Genomic DNA, 19,309 nt, shown 5'->3' with positions numbered 1-19,309 from the left:
GGGCGGGCGGGGCCGGGGTCAGGTCATGCGACAGCCCTTCGCCGGGTCCTCCAGGCGGGGCGCGACGATGCGCAGGACGCGGTTCTCGCCGTTCTGCACCTCGCGCAGATAGATGTCCTGGATCGGGTTGTGGGCCTTGGAGAAGGTGAAGGGCCCGCGCGGGCTGTCGATGGTGGTCGACTCCATGGCGCGGATGAGCTCGGCGCGCGCCCCGGTGTCGCCCCCCACGGCGGCCATCCCCTGCACCAGCAGCGAGCCCGCGTCGTAGCCCTGGACCGCGTAGACGTCGGCGTCGCGCCCCGTGGCCTCGCGGAAGGCGCGCTTGAAGCGCCGGTTGGCGGGGTTGTCGAGGGTGTCGGCGTAGTGCAGGGTGGTGCGCACCCCCTCGGCCGCCGCCCCCTGCGCCTTCAGCACCCCCTCGGTGAGGAAGCCGGCGCCGTAGAGGGCGATGGCGTCCTTGAGGCCCGCCGCGGCGTAGTCCTTGACGTACTTCACCGCCCCGCCGCCGGCGTAGAAGGTGAAGACGGCATCGGGCCGGATGGCCGCAAGCTCCGTCAGGTAGGCCTGGAACTCCACCTCGGGGAACGGCGTCGGGATCTCCTTGACGATCTTGCCGCCCCGGGCGACGAAGGCCTCCTTGAAGGCGGCCGCGGCCTGCTTGCCGAAGCCGTAGTTCCAGTACATGAGCACCACCTCGCGGTGGCCGTCCTCGTAGACCGCCTTGCCGCAGGGGAAGCTGGTCTGGTAGGCGGAGAAGGAGGTGCGGAAGATGTTGGGGGCGCAGAGGCTGCCCGTGAGCTGGTCGGCGCCGGCGTTGGCGATCACGGTGATGGGGCCGTCGCCGCCCACGATCTTGGCCATGGCCATGCCCACCAGCGAGTGCACCGCGCCCACGATGAAGTCCACCTTCTCCTTGTGCACGAGGCGGTTGGTCAGCTCCGGGGCGAGCGGCGGCTTGGCCTGGCTGTCGATGTCGACGAACTCCACCTCGCGCCCCCCGAGGCGGCCGTCGTTCTGGCGGATGCGCAGCATGAGGGCGTCGCGGATGTTCTCGCCCAGCTTGGCGTAGACGCCGGTGTAGGGGAGCAGGATGCCCACCTTGACCTTGGCCGGGCGGGCGATGATGTAGCGGGTGGGGACGAACGTCGCGGCGGCGGTGGCGCCGCCGAGGACCGCCGCGTTCCTGAGGAACCTGCGTCGCGAGACACCGGGGTGTGCGGGCTTCTTCATCCTCCGTCTCCTCTGGGATCGGTGGTGGCCGGGTTGTTCTTGGGAGACCCCGCCGGCGCGGTCCGGGCCGCCCGCGCCGCGGGCGGATGCGGGGCCGGCGGGCCTCCGCCGCCCGGCCCCAACATCCTAGTGCCGGCAGGCCGCGGCGTACAGGGCGTGCGCGGTGCCCGCGCCCTGCCTCGCCGTGGTGCCCAGTGTGCGCGCATTTCTTCCTCCGCCTAGCGCCAGAAGCCCTCGGGGTCGAGCCGGCGCAGCGCCGCCAGCTCCGCCTCGGTGGGGGGCGGGGTCGGCCGCGCCTCCGGGTGCAGCCGCAGGTCCCAGCCGGTGGCATCGCGGACCTCGTCGGGGGTGGTGCCCGGGTGCCAGGAGGCCAGGTGCAGCTCCCGCTCCGGACCCCAGGGGCGGAGGATGGCCTTGTCGGTGATGACGGCGGCGGTGCCGCCCCGGCGCAGGCCGGCGCGGCGGCGCGATGCGCCGCCGTCGAGGTGGCCGACGGAGGTGACGTAGTCGACCCGCTCGACGAGGCGGCGCCGCTCGTGGTTGATGATCACGAGCAGGCGGTGGGCCATGGCGGCGATGTCGGCGGCGCCGCCCGATCCCGGCAGCTTCACCTTCGGCCGGCGGGGATCGCCGATGTAGGAGGTGTTGACGTTGCCGAAGCGGTCCACCTCGGCCCCGCCGATGAAGCCCACGTCCACGCGCCCGCCCTGCAGCAGCCCCAGGAGCTGCACCGTCCCCGTGGCCCAGGCCGCCCCCTCCTGGTTGGGCGGATCGCCCATGGTGTAGAGCATCCCCGACGCCGGCGTGTGGCGCACCAGCCCGCACTCGAACAGCCCCACGGCGTCCGGGGCGTGGGTGGCGCGGGCGACGCCGAAGGCCATGATGGGCAGGCGCATGCCCACGAAGACCACCTCGCGGTCGGCGATCTCGCGTGCCGCCGCGATGATCATGAGCTCCTGGGTGGAGTAGGCCATCGCTCAGTCCCCGGCGTAGTTGACGGGGGGCGAGAGGACGCGGCGGCGGATGCGCAGCGCCTCCAGCCGCGGCCCCAGCTTCGCCCGGTAGGCGGCGTGGTCCGGCACCGACAGCACCCACTCCTCCAGCCAGGCCTCGAAGCCCTCGCGGGTGCGCGAGCGGGCGTGGTAGTCCTGGAAGAAGGCGGTGTCGCGGCGCCAGACCCCGGTCATGGGCGAGGGGTGGACCGCCGCCGGCTCGTGCACCACCGCGGTGACCACGAAGCCGGGGAAGAGCACGCGGTTGGGGTCGGCGCCGATCACCTCCGGCTCCACGATCTCCTCGGCGAGCAGGATCACCTTGCGCGCCGCCAGCGCCGCCTCCTGCACCACCCCCTGGTTGCCCCAGTGGTGGGCGTTGCCGTAGGGGTCGGCGCGCTGGACCGGGATCACCGCCACGTCGGGGCACAGCGGCGGCACCAGCACCACCGGGTCGGGCTCGTCGGCGAGCGGGTTCTCGATCACCCGCAGCTCGGGGTTGCTGCGCAGGATGTCCGAGCCGAGGAGCGAGCGCACCGGGGCGAAGGGCATGCCGTAGGCCCCGGCCATGAGCGCCATGCCCAGCGAGAAGTTGGAGTGGTCGCGCACCTCGATCCGGTGCGGGATCCCCTCCTCGAAGGCGCGCCGGTAGTTGTGCCCGAGACCGCCCGAGACGTTGCCCACCCAGGCGCCGGTGACGCGTCGCACGCAGCCCGCACCGACGAGGATGTCGGTGGAGGCGTCGGAGATGGGGGCGATCACCTCCAGGTCGCGCCGTCCCTGGCGGATGAGCTCGTAGGTGGCGGCGAAGGGGATGTGCGGCTCGAGGCAGGCGCCGAGGACGATGCGGTCGCCGTCGCGGACGTGGGCGGCGAGGGCCTCGCGCAGGCTCGCGAGCTTGGGCTCCACGGGGCGGCCTCCCGCCTCAGGACTGCGGCTGCGGGCGCGCGCGCAGCTTGAAGCGCTGGATCTTGCCGGTGGCGGTCTTCGGCAGCTCGTCGACGAAGTGGATCCAGCGCGGGTACTTGTACGGGGCGAGCCCCTTCTTGCAGTGCTCGAGGAGCTCGGCGCGCAGCGCATCGCCCGCCTGCGCCGGATCCTTCAGCACGATCCAGGCCTCGGGCTTGACCAGGTTCTGCTCGTCGGGCCGCCCCACCACGGCCGCCTCGAGCACCGCCGGGTGCTCGATGAGGCGGGCCTCGATCTCGAACGGCGAGCACCAGATCCCGCCCACCTTCATCATGTCGTCGCTGCGGCCGCAGTAGTGGAAATAGCCCTCCTCGTCGCGGACGTAGGTGTCGCCGGTGTTGAGCCAGCCGCCCTCGAGCATGGTCTGGGCGGTCTTCTCGGGGTTGTTCCAGTAGGCGCGGGCGGTGGAGTCGCCGCGGATCAGGAGCCGCCCGGACTCGCCGGGCGGGACCTCGTTGCCGGCCTCGTCGACGATGCGCGCCTCGTAGCCCGGCACGAGCCGCCCGCTGGTGCCAAGGCGGACGTCGTCGATGCGGTTGGAGATGAAGATGTGCAGCGCCTCGGTGGAGCCGATCCCGTCCAGGATGGTGAGCCCCGTGCGCTCCTTCCAGCGCTGGAAGATCTCCGGCGGCAGCGCCTCCCCCGCCGAGACGCAGACCCGCACCGAGGACAGATCCGGCGCGAGCTCGTCGAGGGCGGCGAGCTGCGCCGCGTAGAGGGTCGGCACGCCGTAGTAGATGGTGGGGCGGAAGCGCTGGATCATCTCGAAGGTGCTCTGCGGCGTGGGGCGGCCGTCGTAGAGGACCGCGGTGGCCCCGACCCAGAGCGGGAAGGTCATGGCGTTGCCCAGCCCGTAGGCGAAGAAGAGCTTGGCGGCGGAGAAGCACACGTCCTCCTCACGCACCCCCAGGGTCTCGACGCCGTAGTACTGGCTCGTCACCACCATGTCGCGGTGGCGGTGGATCGCCCCCTTGGGGTTGCCCGTCGAGCCCGAGGAGTAGAGCCAGAAGCAGTCGTCGGTGGCGCTCGCGGGCACCGCCTCGAGCTCGGCGCCGGCCTCGGCCATGCGTGCGCGCAGGCTGTCGCCCTCGCCGGTGACCGGCAGCCGCACCGCCGGCGCCGGATCGGCCGCCGCCAGCGCCGGCTCCACCTCGGCGGCGAACTCGGGGGAATAGACCACGGCGGCGCAGCCCGAGTCCTCGATCATGAAGCGGTAGTCCTTGGCCCGCAGCAGCGTGTTGACGGGCACGGGGACGATGCCGGCCTTGATGGCGCCCCAGAAGAGGTAGAAGAACTCGGGGCAGTCCTTGACCATCATCAGGACCCGCTCGCCGCGGCCGATGCCGAGGGCGCGCAGGGCGTTGCCGGCGCGGTTGGCCTGCTCGGCGAGCTCGCGGTAGGTGACGGCCTCGCCGTGGTTGGTCCGGATCGCCACCTTGTCGGCCCGGCCCTCGGCGAGGTGGCGGTCGATGAAGGGCACGGCGACGTTAAAGACGGGCGCGAAGCGCAGCACGGTGCGGCCGTGCTCGCGCTCGACGGCGACGGTGTGGTCCCGCATGGCGGCTCCTCCTCCCCCCGGGGGCTCGCCGCCGTCCTGGCGGCGTCTGCCGCCCCTCGTTGACGTTTACGTAAGCGGCACCTCCGATGTTAGGGGGCCGGCGGGGCGGGCGCAACCCCTGCACCCGCCCCGCGCCCCGCCGGGGGCTTCGCCGCTCAGTCGAAGCGCACGTACTCGAAGTCGACGGGCCTGTCGTTGATGCCGCGGGCCGGCGGGGCGATCCAGTGCGCCATCTTGCCGGGCTCGCGCACCGCCTCGGGCATGAGGGAGGCGACGTAGGCGCGGTCCGCCTCGGTGGGCAGCCACTCGTGGTGGTGCTGGTCCCACTCCGCCTGGGTCAGCAGCCGCCCGTCCGGGGAGGCCTGGATCTCGGAGAAGGTGCCGATGCGCCGGTGGAAGGCGCGGTGCGGAAGCCGCAGCTCGAAGTCGATCCCGTGCTCGCGGATGATGCGGTTCCAGCGCTCCACGCCCTTGGCGCAGTCGGCGATGTACTGGTCGCGCAGCATCTCGTTGAGGGCGGTCAGCGCCGGGCGGCGGACCTTGCGCAGGCTGTCGCCGGCCACCTCCCAGATCTCGTACTCGGCGTCCTTGAGCTGATGGTCGTCCTCGAGCTTGGCCTCCTGGAAGCGCCCCTTGAGGCCGGCGGTGAAGTAATTGGCCGCATTGGTGGAGAGCTCCTGGCCGAAGAGGTCGAGGGAGACGCTGAAGTGGAAGTTGAGGTACTTCTGGATCGTGGGCAGGTCGATGACCCCGTGGCCGCGCACCTCGGCCGGATCGTCGATGCGATGCTCGCGCATCACCTCGCAGGTGCGCTGGATGATGCGGCCGACGCCGGTGATGCCCACGAACATGTGGTGGGCCTCCTCGGTGAGCATGAAGCGGCAGGTCCGCGACAGGGGGTCGAAGCCGGACTCGGCCAGCGAGGCGAGCTGGAACTTGCCGTCGCGGTCGGTGAAGAAGGTGAACATGAAGAAGGAGAGCCAGTCGGGCGTGGGCTCGTTGAAGGCCTGCAGGATGCGCGGCTTGTCGGGGTCGCCCGAGTGCCGCTCGAGCATGGCCTCGGCCTCCTCGCGCCCGTCGCGCCCGAAGTAGGCGTCCAGCAGGTAGACCATGGCCCAGAGGTGGCGCCCCTCCTCGACGTTGACCTGGAAGAGGTTGCGCAGGTCGTAGAGGGAGGGGCAGGTCTTGCCCAGGTGGCGCTGCTGCTCCACCGAGGCCGGCTCGGTGTCGCCCTGGGTCACGATGAGCCGGCGCAGCACCGAGCGGTACTCGCCCGGCACCTCCTGCCAGGCCGGCTCGCCCTTGTGCTCGCCGAAGGGGATCCGCCGGTCGGGCTCCGGCGGCGCCAGGAAGATGCCCCAGCGGTACTCCGGCATGCGCACGTAGTCGAAATGGGCCCAGCCGCCGGGGTCGACGCTGACCGCGGTGCGCAGGTAGACCTGCAGCCGCTCGCTGTCCACCGGGCCCATCTCGCGCCACCAGTCCAGGAACTTGGGCTGCCACGACTCCAGCGCCTTGAGCAGGCGCTTGTTCTCGCTGAGGTTGACGTTGTTGGGGATGCGGGCGTTGAGATCGACGGAGATGGCGCTCATGGTTCAGACCCTCGTGCGGTCGTAGTTGGGCTTGCGGCCGGTGCCGTAGAGGCGCAGGGCGCCCTCGGGACCGGCGGCGTTGGGACGCTGGAAGATCCAGTTCTGCCAGGCGGAGAGACGGCCGAAGATCTTGGTCTCCAGGGTCTCCGGGCCGGCGAAGCGCAGGTTGGCCTCCATGCCGGTGAGGGCGTCGGGGGAGAAGCTCGCCCGTTCCTCCACCGCGAGGCGGACCTCGTCCTCCCAGTCGATGTCGTCGGGGGCGAAGGTGACGAGGCCGGCCTCCAGCGCCGCAGCGGCGTCCAGCGGCTCGCCGATGCGCGAGCGCAGGGCCTCGACCCGCGCGGGATCGCCGAGGAAGCGGGTCTCGAGGCGGCTCAGGCCGTTGCCCATGGGCAGGGGACCGAAGTTCATCTCGCCGAGGACGACGGTGGGGGCCGGGGCCTCCACGTCCTCGAAGGTGCCGTCGAGCATGTAGCTGCGGTCGGCGGCCAGGGCCAGCTCGAGGAGGGTCCCGGCGAAGCAGCTGCCGGGCTCGATGAAGGCGAAGAGGCTGCGCGAGGTGACGTCGAGCCGCTTCAGCGTGCGCTTGAGGTAGAGGACGATCTCGCGCACCAGCCAGTGCCCGTGGTGGGCGAGGAGGACGGCGTCGGTCTCCAGCACCCGCGCCGCGTCCCCCTCGGTGCGCAGCACCCAGGTGCCGATCCGGTCCTCGTTGAGGCGCATGTGCAGGATGGCGTCGTCGAGCTCGCGCGCAAGCGCCAGGGGCCAGTAGCCGGCCCCCGCGGCGAGGATGCCCTCGGGGTCCTGCGGCTGCGGCCCCTGCGGGCCGCGCACGGTCCAGTAGGCGACGCGGTGGGCGCGGTCGATGCGCACCGAGACGTGGGGATAGTGCACGGCGTCGGTCTCGAACCGCCGCTCGAGGGGCGCAAGCTCCACCCCGCGGCCGTCGGCGGGGCGGTCGGAGCGGGCGGCGAAGGCCGCGGCGCGCTCGCGCGCCACCTCCATCAGGCGCGACTTCGGCGCCAGCTCGTCCACCAGGCCCCACTCCACCGCGCGCCGGCCCTTGATGCCCTCGGCGATGGTGCAGAAGACGTCGGCGAGGTCGCGGCGCACCTTGCGCTTGTCCACCAGCCGGGTGAGGCCGCCGGTGCCTGGCAGCACCGCCAGCAGCGGCACCTCCGGCAGGGAGACCGCGGTGCTGCCGTCGTCGGCCATGAGGATGTAGTCGGTGGCCAGCGCCAGCTCGTAGCCGCCGCCGGCGGCGACGCCGTTGACCACGGTCAGGTAGGTCTGGCCCGAGTGGGCGGTGGCGTCCTCGATCCCGAGGCGGGTCTCGTTGGTGAACTTGCAGAAGTTGACCTTGTGCTCGTGGCTGGACTGGCCGAGCATGCGGATGTTGGCGCCGGCGCAGAAGCACTCGCCCTTGCCCGAGGCGATGATCACGGCGCCCACCTCCGGGTGCTCGAAGCGCAGCCGCTGCACCGCGTCGTAGAGCTCGATGTCCACCCCGAGGTCGTAGGAATTGAGCTTGAGCTCGTAGCCGGGGCGCAGGCCGCCGTCCTCCTGGACGTCCATGGAGAGCAGGGCGATGCGCCCGTCGATCTCGAGCCGCCAGTGGCGGTAGCGGTCGGGGTGGGTCTGGAAGTCGACCCGGGGCGCCTGTGCGCCGGTGTCGAAGGCCTGTTCGCTCTGCGCCATGGCTGGGTCTCCCCTGCGGCCCGGCCGCGCGCGGCCGGGGTTGGTCACGATGCCGTGCCGTGAATGTAACGTTTACGTAAACGTCAGTTTTTGATCCAGGGCAAAAAACCTCGCGATTCGCTCGGGCGGATTGGTCACGTTGACGTCAACGTCGCTACAATCGCCGCCGGCGCGGGATGCGGGAGGAGGCATGGCCGAGGGGCTGCGCAGGGTCGATCACGGCGACTGGCTCGAGCTGCGCCTGGCGCGGCCGGCGCGGCGCAACGCGCTCGACCGCGCCACCATCGAGGCGCTGGCCGAGGCGGTGGAGGCGGCGGCGCGCCGGCCCGGGCTGCGGGCGCTGGTGCTGCGGGGCGACGGCGGCAGGTTCTGCGCCGGACAGGACCTCAACGAGCGCTACCGGCGTCCCGGTGAGCCGGCGCCGGACCTCGGCGCGGCGCTGCGCGGGGGCCTCAACCGGGTGGTGGCGGGGCTCGCGGCGCTGCCGGCGGTGGCGGTGGCGGTGGTGGAGGGCGTCGCCGCGGGGGCGGGGGCCGGTCTGGCGCTCGCCTGCGACCTCGCGCTGATGGCGGAGGAGGCGCGGCTGAGCCTGCCCTTCGCGCGGCTCGGGCTGGTCCCGGACACGGGCCTGACCTGGTATCTGCCGCGGCGGGCCGGGCGGGCGCGGGCGATGGGGCTCGCCCTGCTCGGGGGCGAGATCGGCGGCGCCGAGGCGGCGGCGTGGGGCCTCGTCTGGCAGGCGGTGCCGCAGGCGGGCCTCGACGAGGCGCTGGAGGCGCTGCTCGGGCGGCTGCGTGCGGTGCCGGCGGGGACGGTGCAGGCGGTCAAGCGGGCCCTGCGCGCGGCCGAGACGCAGGGCCTCGGGGCGCAGCTTCGCCTCGAGGCGGCGCTGCAGGCGGAGGCCGGGCGCAGCGCCTTCTACCGCGAGGCGGTGGCGGCCTTCATCGAGCGCCGGCGGGAGGAGAGGCGATGACGGCGATCGCGCGCGAGGCGACGGTGGCGGTGGTGGGGGCCGGGACCATGGGGCGGGGCATCGCCCAGGTGGCGGCGATGGCCGGGCACCCGGTGCGGCTGCACGACAACCGGCCGGGGGCGGCGGAGGCGGCCTGCGCCGAGATCGCGCAGGCGCTCGCCCGCCTCGTGGGGACGAGGCGGATGGAGGCGCAGGCGCGCGATGCGGTGCTGGCGCGGCTCGCCCCCGCCGAGTCGCTGGAGGACCTCGGGCATGCGGCCCTCGTGGTGGAGGCCATCGTCGAGGACCTGGAGGCCAAGCGCAGCCTCTTCGCCGAGCTGGAGCTGCTCCTCGACGACGAGGCCATCTTCGCCACCAACACCTCCTCCATCTCCGTCACCGCCATCGCCGCGGGGCTGCGCCGTCCCGGGCGCGTGGTGGGGATGCACTTCTTCAATCCGGCGCCGCTCATGCGCCTGGTGGAGGTGGTGGCGGGGCTGGAGACGGATCCGGCGGTGGTGGCGGCGGTGGAGGCCACGGCGCGGGCCTGGGGCAAGCACCCGGTGCGGGCGCGCTCGACGCCGGGGTTCATCGTCAACCGCGTGGCGCGGCCCTTCTACGGCGAGGCCCTGCTGCTGCTGGAGGAGGGTGCGGCGGATGCGGCGACGCTGGATGCGGTCTATCGCGACTGCGGCGGCTTCCGCATGGGGCCGCTGGAGCTGACCGACCTCATCGGCCAGGACGTCAACGCCGCGGTGACGCGGTCGGTGTTCGAGGCCTTCCACCACGACCCCCGCTACCGCCCCTCGTGGCTGCAGCGGGAGCTGGTGGCGGCGGGACGGCTCGGCCGAAAGAGCGGGCGCGGGTTCTACGACTACGCCGAGGGGGCGCAGCGGCCGGCGCCGGCCGCGCTGCCGCCCGGGCCGCCGCCGCGCAGGGTGCGCATCGAGGGGTGCCTGGGCTATGCGGAGGGGCTGCGCGGGCGCATCCGCGCCGCCGGGCTCGCGCTGGAGGAGGCGGAGGGGCCGGAGGGGCGGATCGTCCTCGACGGCGCGGTGATCCGGCCGAGCGACGGGCGGACCGCCACCGAGCGGGCGGCGGCCTCGGGCGAGCCGCTGCTGCTCGTGGACCTCGCCCTGGACTATGCGGAAACGAAGCGGCTGGTGTTCGCGGCCGCGGGGCAGGCCGGTCCCGGGGCGCTGGCGGCGGCGGCGGGGCTTGCCGCGGCGCTGGGCTGCGAGGCGACGGCGGTGGAGGACAGCCCGGGTCTGGTCCTCCTGCGCACGGTGGCGATGCTCGCCAACGAGGCCGCCGACGCGGTCCGCCTGGGGGTGTGCTCGGAGGCGGGGGTGGACGAGGCGATGCGGCTCGGCGTCAACTACCCGCTGGGGCCCCTGGCCTGGGCGCGTCGCATCGGCCTCGCCGCCGTGGTCTCGGTCCTCGACGGGCTCGCGGCGTGGTATCGCGATCCGCGCTACCGCTGCTCGCCCTGGCTGCGGCGCGCCGCCCTGACGGCGCACCCGGATTCCTGACGACGGGAGGGGAGAGGTGATGAGCGAGGCGTATGTGTGCGATGCGGTGCGGACCCCCATCGGCCGCTACGGCGGGGCGCTGGCGTCGGTGCGCACCGACGACCTCGCGGCGATCCCGATCCGCGAGCTGATCCGCCGCCATCCGGAGCTGGATCTCGCCGCGATCGAGGACGTGATCCTCGGCTGCGCCAACCAGGCGGGCGAGGACAACCGCAACGTCGGCCGCATGGCGGCGCTGCTCGCGGGGCTGCCGCCGGAGGTGCCGGGGCTGACGGTCAACCGCCTCTGCGGCTCCGGCATGGAGGCGGTGGCGGTGGCGGCGCGGGCCATCCGCGCCGGCGAGGCCGACCTCATGATCGCGGGCGGTGTCGAGAGCATGTCGCGGGCGCCGTTCGTGATCCCCAAGGCCGATGCGCCCTTCTCCCGGCGGGCCGAGATCCACGACACCACTATCGGCTGGCGCTTCGTCAACCCGGAGATGGAGCGCCTCTACGGCACCGACTCGATGCCGGAGACGGCGGAGAACGTGGCCGAGCTCTACGGCATCTCCCGGGCCGACCAGGACGCCTTCGCCCTGCGCAGCCAGCAGCGCTGCGCCCGCGCCCGCGAGGCCGGCGTCTTCGCCGAGGAGATCGTGCCGGTGGAGATCCCCCAGCGCCGGGGCGAGCCGCGGGTGGTGGCGGAGGACGAGCACCCGCGCCCCGACACCACGATGGAGAAGCTCGCGCGCCTGCCGGCGCCCTTCCGCGACGGGGGCACCGTCACCGCCGGCAACGCCTCCGGCGTCAACGACGGCGCCTGCGCGCTGCTCGTCGCCTCGGCGGCGGCGGCGCGGGCCCACGGGCTCGAGCCCATCGCCCGCGTGGTGGCCACCGCCGTGGCGGGGGTGGAGCCGCGGATCATGGGCATCGGGCCGGCGCCGGCCACGCGCAAGGTGCTGGAGAAGACGGGCCTGACCCTGGCGGAGATGGACGTCATCGAGCTCAACGAGGCCTTCGCCGCGCAGGCCCTCGCCGTGCTGCGGCTGCTGGGCCTGCCCGACGACGCCGAGCACGTCAATCCCAACGGCGGCGCCATCGCCCTCGGCCACCCCCTGGGCATGAGCGGGGCGCGGCTGGTGACCACGGCCGCCTACGAGCTGCGCCGCCGCGGCGGGCGCTACGCCCTCTGCACCATGTGCATCGGGGTGGGGCAGGGCATCGCCATGATCCTCGAGCGGGCTTGAACTATCTCGGCCACCTCTACCTGGTCCGCGACGCCGCCGACGAGGTCCTCGTGGGCACGCTCATGGGCGACTTCGTCAAGGGGCGGCTGCGGGGCGAGCGGCCGCCGGCGCTGGAGCGCGCCATCGCCCTGCACCGCCGGGTCGACGCCTTCACCGACGGCGACGAGGCCGCGCGGCGCAGCCGCCGGCGCGTGCCCGCGCCGGCGGGGCCCTACCGCGGCGTGCTCGTGGACGTCTTCTACGACCACTTCCTCGCCCGCGACTGGGAGGAGCTGACCGGCTGCGGGCTCGCCTCCTTCACGGCGCGGGTGTGCCGGGCGCTGGCGGCGGCGGAGCTGCCCGCGCCCATGGCGGCCTGGGCGCGGCGCCTGTGCGGCGAGGACTGGATCGGCGGCTACGCCCGCGTCGAGGGCATCGAGGCGGTGCTCGTCCGGCTCGCGCGGCGGGTGCGGCGCCCGCAGCGCCTGGCCGCGGGCATCGGCGCCCTGCGCGCCGACTACGCCGGCTTCGAGGCCGACTTTCGCGCCTTCCTGCCCCGGGTGGAGGCGATGACGCGGGCGTGGCTCGCGGCGCGGGGCGGGGCCTGACCGCGGCGCCGGGGGGCCTGGGGCGAGGGCCGGGCGGATAATGGCTGGCGGTGGAACGATCACGCGGAGGAGGTGCGAGATGATCGAGCTCAGCGACCCCGGGCTGCTTCGGGATCGGTGCTACATCGACGGGGCGTGGGTCGGCGCGGAGGCGACGATGCCCGTGAGCGATCCCGCGACCGGCGGGGTGATCGCGCAGGTGCCGCGCCTCGGCGCGGCGCAGACGCGGCAGGCGGTGGAGGCCGCGGCGCGGGCCTTCGAGGACTGGCGGAAGCGGACGGCCAAGGAACGGGCGGCGCTGCTCAAGCGCTGGCACGCCCTGATCCTGGCGCACCAGGAGGATCTCGCGCGGATCATGACCGCCGAGCAGGGCAAGCCGCTGGCGGAGGCGCGGGGCGAGGTCGCCTACGGGGCCTCGTTCGTGGAGTGGTTCGCCGAGGAGGCCAAGCGCGTCTACGGCGACGTCATCCCCGAGCACCTGCCGGGCCACCGCATCGTGGTCACCAAGGAGCCCGTGGGCGTGGTGGCGGCGATCACGCCGTGGAACTTCCCCAACGCCATGATCACGCGCAAGGTGGCGCCCGCGCTCGCCGCCGGCTGCACGGTGGTGGTCAAGCCGGCGAGCGCGACCCCGCTCTCGGCCCTCGCCCTGGCCGAGCTCGCCCACCGCGCGGGGATCCCGGCGGGGGTGCTCAACGTGGTGACGGGGCCGGCGGGGGAGATCGGCGGGGAGCTCACCGCCAACCCGACGGTGCGCAAGCTCTCCTTCACCGGCTCGACCGAGGTGGGCAAGCGGCTCATGGCGCAGTGCGCCGCCACCGTGAAGAAGATCAGCCTCGAGCTCGGCGGCAACGCCCCCTTCATCGTCTTCGACGATGCCGACCTGGAGGCGGCGGTGGAGGGAGCGCTCGCCTCCAAGTACCGCAACACCGGCCAGACCTGCGTCTGCGCCAACCGCATTCTGGTCCAGGACGGGGTCTACGAGGCCTTCGCCGAGCGGCTCGCCGAGCGCGTGCGGGCGATGCGCGTGGGCCCCGGGACCGAGGAGGGGGTGCAGCAGGGGCCGCTCATCAACGCCGACGCCCTCGCCAAGGTGGAGGCCCACGTCGCCGACGCCCTCGCCAAGGGCGCGCGGGTGCTCACCGGCGGGCGTCGCCATGCCCTCGGCGGCAACTTCTACGAGCCGACGGTGCTGGTGGACGTCACCCCGGAGATGCGGGTGGCGCGCGAGGAGACCTTCGGGCCGGTGGCGCCGCTGTTCCGCTTCCGCACCGAGGAGGAGGCGGTGCGCCTGGCCAACGACACCCCCTACGGGCTGGCCGCCTACTTCTACGCCCGTGACGTGGGGCGGGTCTGGCGCGTGGCGCGCGGGCTCGAGTACGGCATGGTGGGCATCAACGCCGGCATCCTCTCCAACGAGGTGGCCCCCTTCGGCGGCGTCAAGGAGTCGGGCATCGGCCGCGAGGGCTCCAAGTACGGCATCGAGGAGTTCGTCGAGATCAAGTACCTCTGCATGGGGGGGATCGATGGCTGAGGGCCCGCTCGCGGGGGTGCGCATCCTCGACCTCAGCCGCGTCCTCGCCGGCCCCTGGGCGACGCAGCTCCTGGCCGACCTCGGCGCCGAGGTGATCAAGGTGGAGCGGCCCGGGGGCGGCGACGAGACCCGCGGCTGGGGCCCGCCCTGGGCGGGCGACCCCGCCGCGGGTGCGCCCTCGGCCTACTTTCTCTGCGCCAACCGGGGCAAGCGCTCGGTGGCGGTGGATCTCGCCCGTCCGGAGGGGGCGGCGCTGGTGGCGCGGCTGGCCGAGCGCTGCGACGCGCTGGTGGAGAACTTCAAGGTCGGAGGGCTCGCGCGCTACGGCCTCGACTACGCCAGCCTCTCCGCCCGCAACCCGCGCCTCGTCTACTGCTCCATCACCGGCTTCGGGCAGGACGGGCCCTATGCCGCGCGCCCCGGCTACGACCTCCTCATCCAGGCCATGGGGGGGCTGATGAGCATCACCGGCGAGCCCGGCGGCGAGCCGCAGAAGGTGGGGGTGGCGCTCACCGACGTCCTCACGGGCCTCTACGCCGCGGTGGCGGTGCTCGCCGCCCTGCGCGAGCGCGACCGCACCGGCCGCGGCCGCCACATCGACCTCGCCCTCATGGACGTGGAGGTGGCCTGCCTCGCCAACCAGGCGCTCAACTACCTGGTCTCGGGCGAGCCGCCGCGCCGGCTCGGCAACGCCCATCCCAACATCGTGCCCTACCAGGCCTTCGAGGCCGCCGACGGCTGGTTCGTGGTGGCGGTGGGCAACGACGCGCAGTTCCGCCGCTTCTGCGACGTGCTGGGGCTTGCGGGGCTCGCCGACGAGCCGCGCTTCGCCACCAACGCCGCCCGCGTGCGCCACCGCGAGGCGCTGATCCCGCTGCTGGCCGCACGGCTGCGCGAGCGCCCGCGGGCCCATTGGGTGCAGGCGCTGGAGGCGGCGGCGGTGCCCGCCGGCCCCATCAACGACGTCGCCGACGTCTTCGCCGATCCCCAGGTCCGCCACCGCGGACTGGCGCGCCGGCTGACCCACCCGCGCTGGGGGGCGCTGCCCCAGGTGGCCTCGCCCATCCGTATGGACGGCGCGGCGCGGATGGCCGAGGCGGCACCGCCCGCCCTCGGCGAGCACACCGAGGACGTCCTGCGGGAGCTGGCCGGGGTCGAGGCGGGGGAGATCGCGCGGCTGCGCGAGGCCGGGATCATCGGCTGAGGCGCCGCGGCGGGGTGCGCGGGCACGGGACCTGCAGCGCCGGGACGCCGGTCGGGCCCAGGCTCACGACGAGGCCGGCACGCCGTCCGGCGCGGGCGCCGGGAGCAGGGCGCGCAGCGCCTCCGGCAGGGGCACGGACCGGCCCGCCCGGTGGTCGACCCAGACCACGCGGGCCTGGCCCTCGGCGCACAGGACCTCCGGCGCGTCGGTGCGGTGCAGCGCGTACCAGGTCTCGAAGCTGGAGCGCCCGGGCGGGCCGGCGTAGACCGCGACCTCGATCTCGCCGGGGTAGACCAGGGCGCGGTGGTAGGTGCAGCTCGCGTTGACGATGACGGCGCCGACGCCGTCTTGGACCAGCCCGAGCCCGGTGCGCTCCAGCCACTCCACGCGGGCCTGCTCGAAGTAGCGGAAATAGGCCGCGTTGTTGACGTGGCCGAGAGCGTCCATGTCGCCCCAGCGGATCGGCATCCGGGTGCGGTGGACCAGCCTGCGATGGGTCATGGGTGCCTCCGGTGGTCCTGGCGACGCTGCGCAGTATACCCGGGAGGTGGCGCCCCGGGGTTGCAAACATGGATGCGACGCATGATCGTTCGCATCATGTCCATCTGCATGTGCAAGGGCGTCACCGAGCGGGCGTTGCGGGAGGCGGCGGGCGAGGGCACCGCCGCCCTGCGGTGGCTGATCCGCACCACCGGGATGGGCAGCGACTGCGGCTGCTGCATGGAGGCGATGCGCGAGACCGTCGCGGCGGTGCACGCCGGGCGGTACGCGGCGTCGCAGGGCGGCGGCGAGGAGGCGGACTGAGGCGGGTCCGCCCTGCATCTGCGACGGCAGGTCGTTCTCCAGCCCCACCTTGTCGATGAGCTCGAGCTGGGTCTCGAGCCGGTCGATGTCATCCTCCTCCGCGGCGAGGATGTCGGCGAGGATCTCGCGCGAGACGTAGTCGCGCACGGATTCGCAGCAGGCGACGCCCTCCGGCACCGCGGGCCGGTGGTCGAGCTCGAGGGCGAGGTCGCAGGCCGGGATCTCGCGCACGTCCCTGCCCGCGCGCAGCTTCTCCAGGCGCTGCAGCTGACAGGGAGCAAAAACCGTGGACCGGAGGCGGCGAGCGGCAAGGTCGGGGCGGCCGATCCGGTCCCGATCGGGGTGCGGGCGGGCGTTCGCGCCCCCGCCTATACTCGCGGTGCCGCTGCGGCAGCGGCACGGACCCTGGAGGAGGAAGCCCATGATGCGCCGCACGGTCTTCGCGCTCGTGCTCCTCGCGGCGGGTGTCGCCCGCGGCGAGAACCCGACCCCCTATCCCGGCACGCGGGTCATCGACACCGGGCGTCCCTTCGCCGCCTACGTCGAGGCGTTGCAGCGGGCGGTCCGGGCCCACGGCCTCGGCGTGGTCGCCGTCGCCTGCGCCGACTGCGGGGCCCGCGCCATCGGTGAGACCCTGCCCGGCAACCGGGTGATCATGGTCTTCGCGCCGCGCTATGCCGTGCGCATGCTGCGCGCCAGCGTCGCCGCCGGCATCGAGGCGCCGCTGCGCCTCTACGTCACCGAGCGCCCGGACGGGACCGCGCGCCTCACCTACCGCCTCCCGAGCGCGGTGTTCGCCCCCTACGAGGTGGCGGAGCTGGATCGGATGGCGGCGGAGCTGGATGCCGTCCTCGCGGGCATCGTCGCCGACGCCGGGCGGTAGCCGTGCCGGTCAGCGTCTTCGACCTCTTCACCATCGGCATCGGTCCCTCCAGCTCCCACACCGTGGGGCCGATGCGGGCGGCGCGGCGCTTCGCCCGGCGGCTCCGGGACGAGGGGCTGATGGCGCGCACCGCGCAGGTGCGGGTGGAGCTCTACGGCTCGCTCGGGGCCACCGGCAAGGGCCACGGCACGGACAAGGCGGTGGTGCTGGGGCTCATGGGCGAGGAGCCGGAGAGGGTGGATCCGGAGGCGGGGGCGGAGGCGGCGCGGCAGGCCCTTGCCGCCGGGCGGCTGCGCCTGCTCGGCCGGCACGAGATCCCGTTCGTGGAAGGCGAGTCCCTCGTCTTCCACCGCCGCCGGCGCCTGCCCTTCCACCCCAACGGGATGCGCTTCGAGGCCAGGGACGCCGCCGGGGCGCGCCTCGCCGAGGCGGTCCTCTACTCGGTGGGCGGCGGCTTCGTGGTGGCGGAGGGGGAGCAGGGCGGGCCGGCGCAGGAGACCCGCCTGCCCTATCCCTTCACCAGCGCCGAGACGCTGCTCGGGCACTGCGCGCGGGAGGGGCTGGCGGTGTCGGACGTCATGTGGGCCAACGAACGGGTGTGGCGGACGGATGCCGAGATCCGTGCCGGTCTCCTGAGGATCTGGGAGGTGATGCAGGCCTGCGTGCGCCGCGGCTGCGAGCGTGACGGGGTCCTCCCGGGCGGGATGAAGGTGCGCCGGCGCGCGCCCGAGCTCCACCGCAAGCTCGTGGGGGCCGCGGAGGGGGCGCTGCGCGACCCCCTCAACGTGCTCGACTGGGTGGACCTCTACGCCCTCGCCGTGAGCGAGGAGAACGCCGCCGGCGGGCGCGTGGTGACCGCGCCCACCAACGGTGCCGCCGGGATCGTGCCGGCGGTGCTCCACTACGCCACCCGCTTCGGTCCCGACCGCGGCGAGGAGGGGGTGATCCGCTTCCTCCTCACCGCGGGGGCGATCGGCCTGCTCTACAAGCTCAACGCCTCCATCTCGGGGGCCGACGTGGGCTGCCAGGGCGAGGTGGGGGTGGCCTGCTCCATGGCCGCGGGCGCCCTCGCCGAGTACCTGGGCGGGACCCCGCAGCAGGTGGAGAACGCGGCGGAGATCGGCATGGAGCACAATCTGGGACTGACCTGCGACCCCGTGGGGGGGCTCGTCCAGGTCCCCTGCATCGAGCGCAACGCCATGGGGGCGGTCAAGGCCATCAACGCCGCGCGCCTCGCCCTGCGCGGCGACGGCCGCCACCACGTCTCCCTCGACCGCGTGATCCGCACCATGCGCGAGACCGGGGCCGACATGAGCGCCAAGTACAAGGAGACCGCCCGCGGCGGCCTCGCGGTCAACGTCATCGAGTGCTGAGCCCGGCGGCGCCGGCCCGCTCCGGGAAGCCGGAGAGCCCGAAGAGCGGGCGCAGGTGGATCCCCACCCAGACCCCGGGCAGGGCGGCGGCGATCCAGACCCACCCGTGGAGACTGAAGGAGGCGAGGCCCGAGAACAGGGCCCCGATGTTGCAGCCGAAGGCGATGCGGGCGCCGTAGCCCATGAGGACACCGCCCACCAGCGCCCCCAGCAGCGGCCGTGCCTTCGGCCAGCGCCCCTCCGGGAAGCGGCCCGCCAGCATCGCGCCCAGGGTCGCCCCGAGGATGATGCCGAGGTCCATGAGGGAGGTATCGTCGGCGAGGATGCTCCGACCCAGGGCGGCCTCGGTGTAGCCGCCGCGCCAGAAGGCGTGGGCGGTGAGGTCGAGGCCGAGGGCGGTGGCGATCTTGCCCGCCCACAGGGTGAGCCCCCAGGCGATGGTCCAGGCGTGGCCCGAGACCAGCAGCGTGGCGAGGTTGAGCAGGGCAAGGGCCGCCGCCCCGGCGGCGAGCGGCCAGGGGCCGCGCAGCCAGTGGGCCTGCAGCGGCTGCGGGCGGCGGCCGGCGTCGATGCGGACCAGCAGCCGATCGAGGAGCCCCAGCACACCGAGCTGCAGCGCCACCGCGGCGGGCCAGCCCAGGGTGCGGCCGAGGTCCACGGTGCCGAGGCTCGGCACGCCCCACCAGAAGGGGGCGTGGAAGGTGGCGAGGAGCGATCCGGCCAGGAAGCCGGCGAGGGTCAGCGCCATCTTGCGATTGCCGCTCCCCGCGGTGTAGAGGGTCCCCGAGGCGCAGCCGTCGCCGATCTGCATCCCGATCCCGAAGAGGAAGGCGCCCGCCGGCACCGACAGGCTGAGGGGGGCCAGCGCGCCGTAGAGCGGGTGACCGAAGGCCTGCCCCATGGCGAGGAAGGGGGCGAAGAGCACGGTGGCGAGGGCGATGAGGAGGATGTGGGCGCGCACGCCCTGCGTGCGCCGCTCCGTGAACAATGCCCGGTAAGCCCCGGAAAAGCTGAACGAGGCGTGGTGCAGGGCGAGGCCAAGGGCGAGGGCGATGGCGTAGAGGGCGGCGAGACGGGGGCCGTGACGCCAGAGCACGTGCAGCCCCAGCGCGGTGAGGGCGGCCGCGGCGGCGAAGGGCAGGGCGGAGCGGATCCGCCCTGTCGTCACGGAGGCTT

At 73.8% G+C, this 19,309-nt stretch carries 17 protein-coding genes and 1 pseudogene; 9 read left to right on the top strand and 9 right to left on the bottom strand.

Going from position 1 to position 19,309, the window contains the following annotated elements; genetic code table 11:
* Positions 1–18: 18 nt before the first annotated feature.
* The 6 genes from EDC57_RS08295 to boxC form a co-directional block, all read right to left on the bottom strand.
* Positions 19–1,230: an ABC transporter substrate-binding protein gene (locus EDC57_RS08295; protein WP_123401405.1), complete on the bottom strand. Its 1,212-nt coding sequence runs from the start codon at positions 1,228–1,230 to the stop codon at positions 19–21.
* 218 nt (positions 1,231–1,448) lie between these two features.
* Positions 1,449–2,204: a CoA-transferase subunit beta gene (locus EDC57_RS08290; RefSeq protein WP_123401404.1), complete on the bottom strand. Its 756-nt coding sequence runs from the start codon at positions 2,202–2,204 to the stop codon at positions 1,449–1,451.
* A 3-nt stretch (positions 2,205–2,207) separates the two neighbouring features.
* Entirely contained in the window at positions 2,208–3,131 is a 924-nt protein-coding gene (locus EDC57_RS08285; RefSeq protein WP_123401403.1) for a CoA transferase subunit A, read from the bottom strand.
* Between the two features lie 16 nt (positions 3,132–3,147).
* On the bottom strand, positions 3,148–4,749 hold the full coding sequence (locus EDC57_RS08280; RefSeq protein ID WP_123401402.1) for a benzoate-CoA ligase family protein: 1,602 nt from the start codon (positions 4,747–4,749) through the stop codon (positions 3,148–3,150).
* Positions 4,750–4,904: 155 nt separating this feature from the next.
* Entirely contained in the window at positions 4,905–6,341 is a 1,437-nt protein-coding gene (boxB, locus tag EDC57_RS08275) for a benzoyl-CoA 2,3-epoxidase subunit BoxB (protein ID WP_123401401.1), read from the bottom strand.
* Positions 6,342–6,344: 3 nt separating this feature from the next.
* The gene (gene boxC, locus EDC57_RS08270) at positions 6,345–8,039 is read right to left on the bottom strand and encodes a 2,3-epoxybenzoyl-CoA dihydrolase (RefSeq protein WP_123401400.1); all 1,695 of its coding nucleotides are present in this window, start codon (positions 8,037–8,039) and stop codon (positions 6,345–6,347) included.
* 190 nt (positions 8,040–8,229) lie between these two features.
* Between boxC and EDC57_RS08265 the strand changes: the two genes are divergently transcribed.
* The 6 genes from EDC57_RS08265 to EDC57_RS08240 all read left to right on the top strand — a co-directional run bounded on the left by EDC57_RS08265 (position 8,230) and on the right by EDC57_RS08240 (position 15,073).
* Positions 8,230–9,012 (top strand): enoyl-CoA hydratase-related protein, encoded by a 783-nt coding sequence (locus tag EDC57_RS08265; RefSeq protein WP_123401399.1) that lies wholly within the window; start codon positions 8,230–8,232, stop codon positions 9,010–9,012.
* A complete protein-coding gene (locus EDC57_RS08260; protein WP_123401398.1) occupies positions 9,009–10,523 on the top strand; it encodes a 3-hydroxyacyl-CoA dehydrogenase in 1,515 nt (504 codons plus the stop codon). Before EDC57_RS08265 ends, EDC57_RS08260 begins: the two co-directional genes overlap by 4 nt.
* 19 nt (positions 10,524–10,542) lie before the next feature.
* Positions 10,543–11,748 (top strand): 3-oxoadipyl-CoA thiolase, encoded by a 1,206-nt coding sequence (pcaF, locus tag EDC57_RS08255; RefSeq protein ID WP_123401397.1) that lies wholly within the window; start codon positions 10,543–10,545, stop codon positions 11,746–11,748.
* Positions 11,745–12,335, top strand: a complete 591-nt coding sequence (locus EDC57_RS08250) for an acyl carrier protein phosphodiesterase (RefSeq protein WP_123401396.1) — start codon at positions 11,745–11,747, stop codon at positions 12,333–12,335. Before pcaF ends, EDC57_RS08250 begins: the two co-directional genes overlap by 4 nt.
* Positions 12,336–12,414: 79 nt before the next feature.
* Positions 12,415–13,869, top strand: a complete 1,455-nt coding sequence (locus tag EDC57_RS08245; protein WP_123401395.1) for an NAD-dependent succinate-semialdehyde dehydrogenase — start codon at positions 12,415–12,417, stop codon at positions 13,867–13,869.
* Positions 13,862–15,073 (top strand): CaiB/BaiF CoA transferase family protein, encoded by a 1,212-nt coding sequence (locus tag EDC57_RS08240; protein ID WP_123401394.1) that lies wholly within the window; start codon positions 13,862–13,864, stop codon positions 15,071–15,073. The genes EDC57_RS08245 and EDC57_RS08240 overlap by 8 nt, the downstream gene beginning before the upstream one ends.
* A gap of 63 nt (positions 15,074–15,136) precedes the next feature.
* Here the strand turns inward: EDC57_RS08240 and EDC57_RS13150 are convergent, their stop codons facing one another.
* Positions 15,137–15,574: an acyl-CoA thioesterase gene (locus EDC57_RS13150; protein WP_170165117.1), complete on the bottom strand. Its 438-nt coding sequence runs from the start codon at positions 15,572–15,574 to the stop codon at positions 15,137–15,139.
* Positions 15,575–15,655: 81 nt separating this feature from the next.
* Here EDC57_RS13150 and EDC57_RS13145 point away from each other — a divergent pair, with 81 nt between their 5' ends.
* Positions 15,656–15,877, top strand: coding sequence for a (2Fe-2S)-binding protein (locus EDC57_RS13145; RefSeq protein ID WP_245995187.1), 222 nt, complete (start codon positions 15,656–15,658; stop codon positions 15,875–15,877).
* 60 nt (positions 15,878–15,937) lie between these two features.
* On the opposite strand, the pseudogene EDC57_RS13395 reads toward EDC57_RS13145, so the two are convergent.
* A pseudogene (locus EDC57_RS13395) lies at positions 15,938–16,300 on the bottom strand (ferritin-like domain-containing protein); the annotation flags it as partial.
* On the opposite strand from EDC57_RS13395, the gene EDC57_RS08230 reads away from it, so the two are divergent.
* Both EDC57_RS08230 and EDC57_RS08225 read left to right on the top strand, forming a co-directional pair.
* Positions 16,299–16,760, top strand: a complete 462-nt coding sequence (locus EDC57_RS08230) for a DUF302 domain-containing protein (RefSeq protein WP_211331935.1) — start codon at positions 16,299–16,301, stop codon at positions 16,758–16,760. The pseudogene EDC57_RS13395 and the gene EDC57_RS08230 overlap by 2 nt on opposite strands.
* Before the next feature lie 2 nt (positions 16,761–16,762).
* Entirely contained in the window at positions 16,763–18,133 is a 1,371-nt protein-coding gene (locus tag EDC57_RS08225; RefSeq protein ID WP_123401391.1) for an L-serine ammonia-lyase, read from the top strand.
* On the opposite strand, the gene EDC57_RS08220 is transcribed toward EDC57_RS08225, so the two are convergent.
* Complete coding sequence (locus EDC57_RS08220; RefSeq protein WP_211331934.1) at positions 18,120–19,301, bottom strand: YeeE/YedE family protein; 1,182 nt, start codon at positions 19,299–19,301, stop codon at positions 18,120–18,122. The genes EDC57_RS08225 and EDC57_RS08220 overlap by 14 nt on opposite strands.
* Positions 19,302–19,309: the final 8 nt, after the last annotated feature.

This window comes from Inmirania thermothiophila, from assembly GCF_003751635.1.
Taxonomy (GTDB): domain Bacteria; phylum Pseudomonadota; class Gammaproteobacteria; order DSM-100275; family DSM-100275; genus Inmirania; species Inmirania thermothiophila.
Note: the sequence above shows the minus strand (reverse complement) of the source record. Positions and strands in the feature narration are given on the sequence as shown.

Bases quoted from the DNA above. Each gene is read 5' to 3' on its own strand.
- EDC57_RS08230 (WP_211331935.1), top strand. From the start codon at position 16,299: ATGATGCGCCGCACGGTCTTCGCGCTCGTGCTCCTCGCGGCGGGTGTC.
- EDC57_RS08280 (WP_123401402.1), bottom strand. From the start codon at position 4,749: ATGCGGGACCACACCGTCGCCGTCGAGCGCGAGCACGGCCGCACCGTG.
- pcaF (WP_123401397.1), top strand. From the start codon at position 10,543: ATGAGCGAGGCGTATGTGTGCGATGCGGTGCGGACCCCCATCGGCCGC.
- boxB (WP_123401401.1), bottom strand. From the start codon at position 6,341: ATGAGCGCCATCTCCGTCGATCTCAACGCCCGCATCCCCAACAACGTC.
- EDC57_RS08245 (WP_123401395.1), top strand. From the start codon at position 12,415: ATGATCGAGCTCAGCGACCCCGGGCTGCTTCGGGATCGGTGCTACATC.
- boxC (WP_123401400.1), bottom strand. From the start codon at position 8,039: ATGGCGCAGAGCGAACAGGCCTTCGACACCGGCGCACAGGCGCCCCGG.
- EDC57_RS08240 (WP_123401394.1), top strand. From the start codon at position 13,862: ATGGCTGAGGGCCCGCTCGCGGGGGTGCGCATCCTCGACCTCAGCCGC.
- EDC57_RS08260 (WP_123401398.1), top strand. From the start codon at position 9,009: ATGACGGCGATCGCGCGCGAGGCGACGGTGGCGGTGGTGGGGGCCGGG.
- EDC57_RS08295 (WP_123401405.1), bottom strand. From the start codon at position 1,230: ATGAAGAAGCCCGCACACCCCGGTGTCTCGCGACGCAGGTTCCTCAGG.
- EDC57_RS13145 (WP_245995187.1), top strand. From the start codon at position 15,656: ATGATCGTTCGCATCATGTCCATCTGCATGTGCAAGGGCGTCACCGAG.
- EDC57_RS08290 (WP_123401404.1), bottom strand. From the start codon at position 2,204: ATGGCCTACTCCACCCAGGAGCTCATGATCATCGCGGCGGCACGCGAG.
- EDC57_RS13150 (WP_170165117.1), bottom strand. From the start codon at position 15,574: ATGACCCATCGCAGGCTGGTCCACCGCACCCGGATGCCGATCCGCTGG.
- EDC57_RS08265 (WP_123401399.1), top strand. From the start codon at position 8,230: ATGGCCGAGGGGCTGCGCAGGGTCGATCACGGCGACTGGCTCGAGCTG.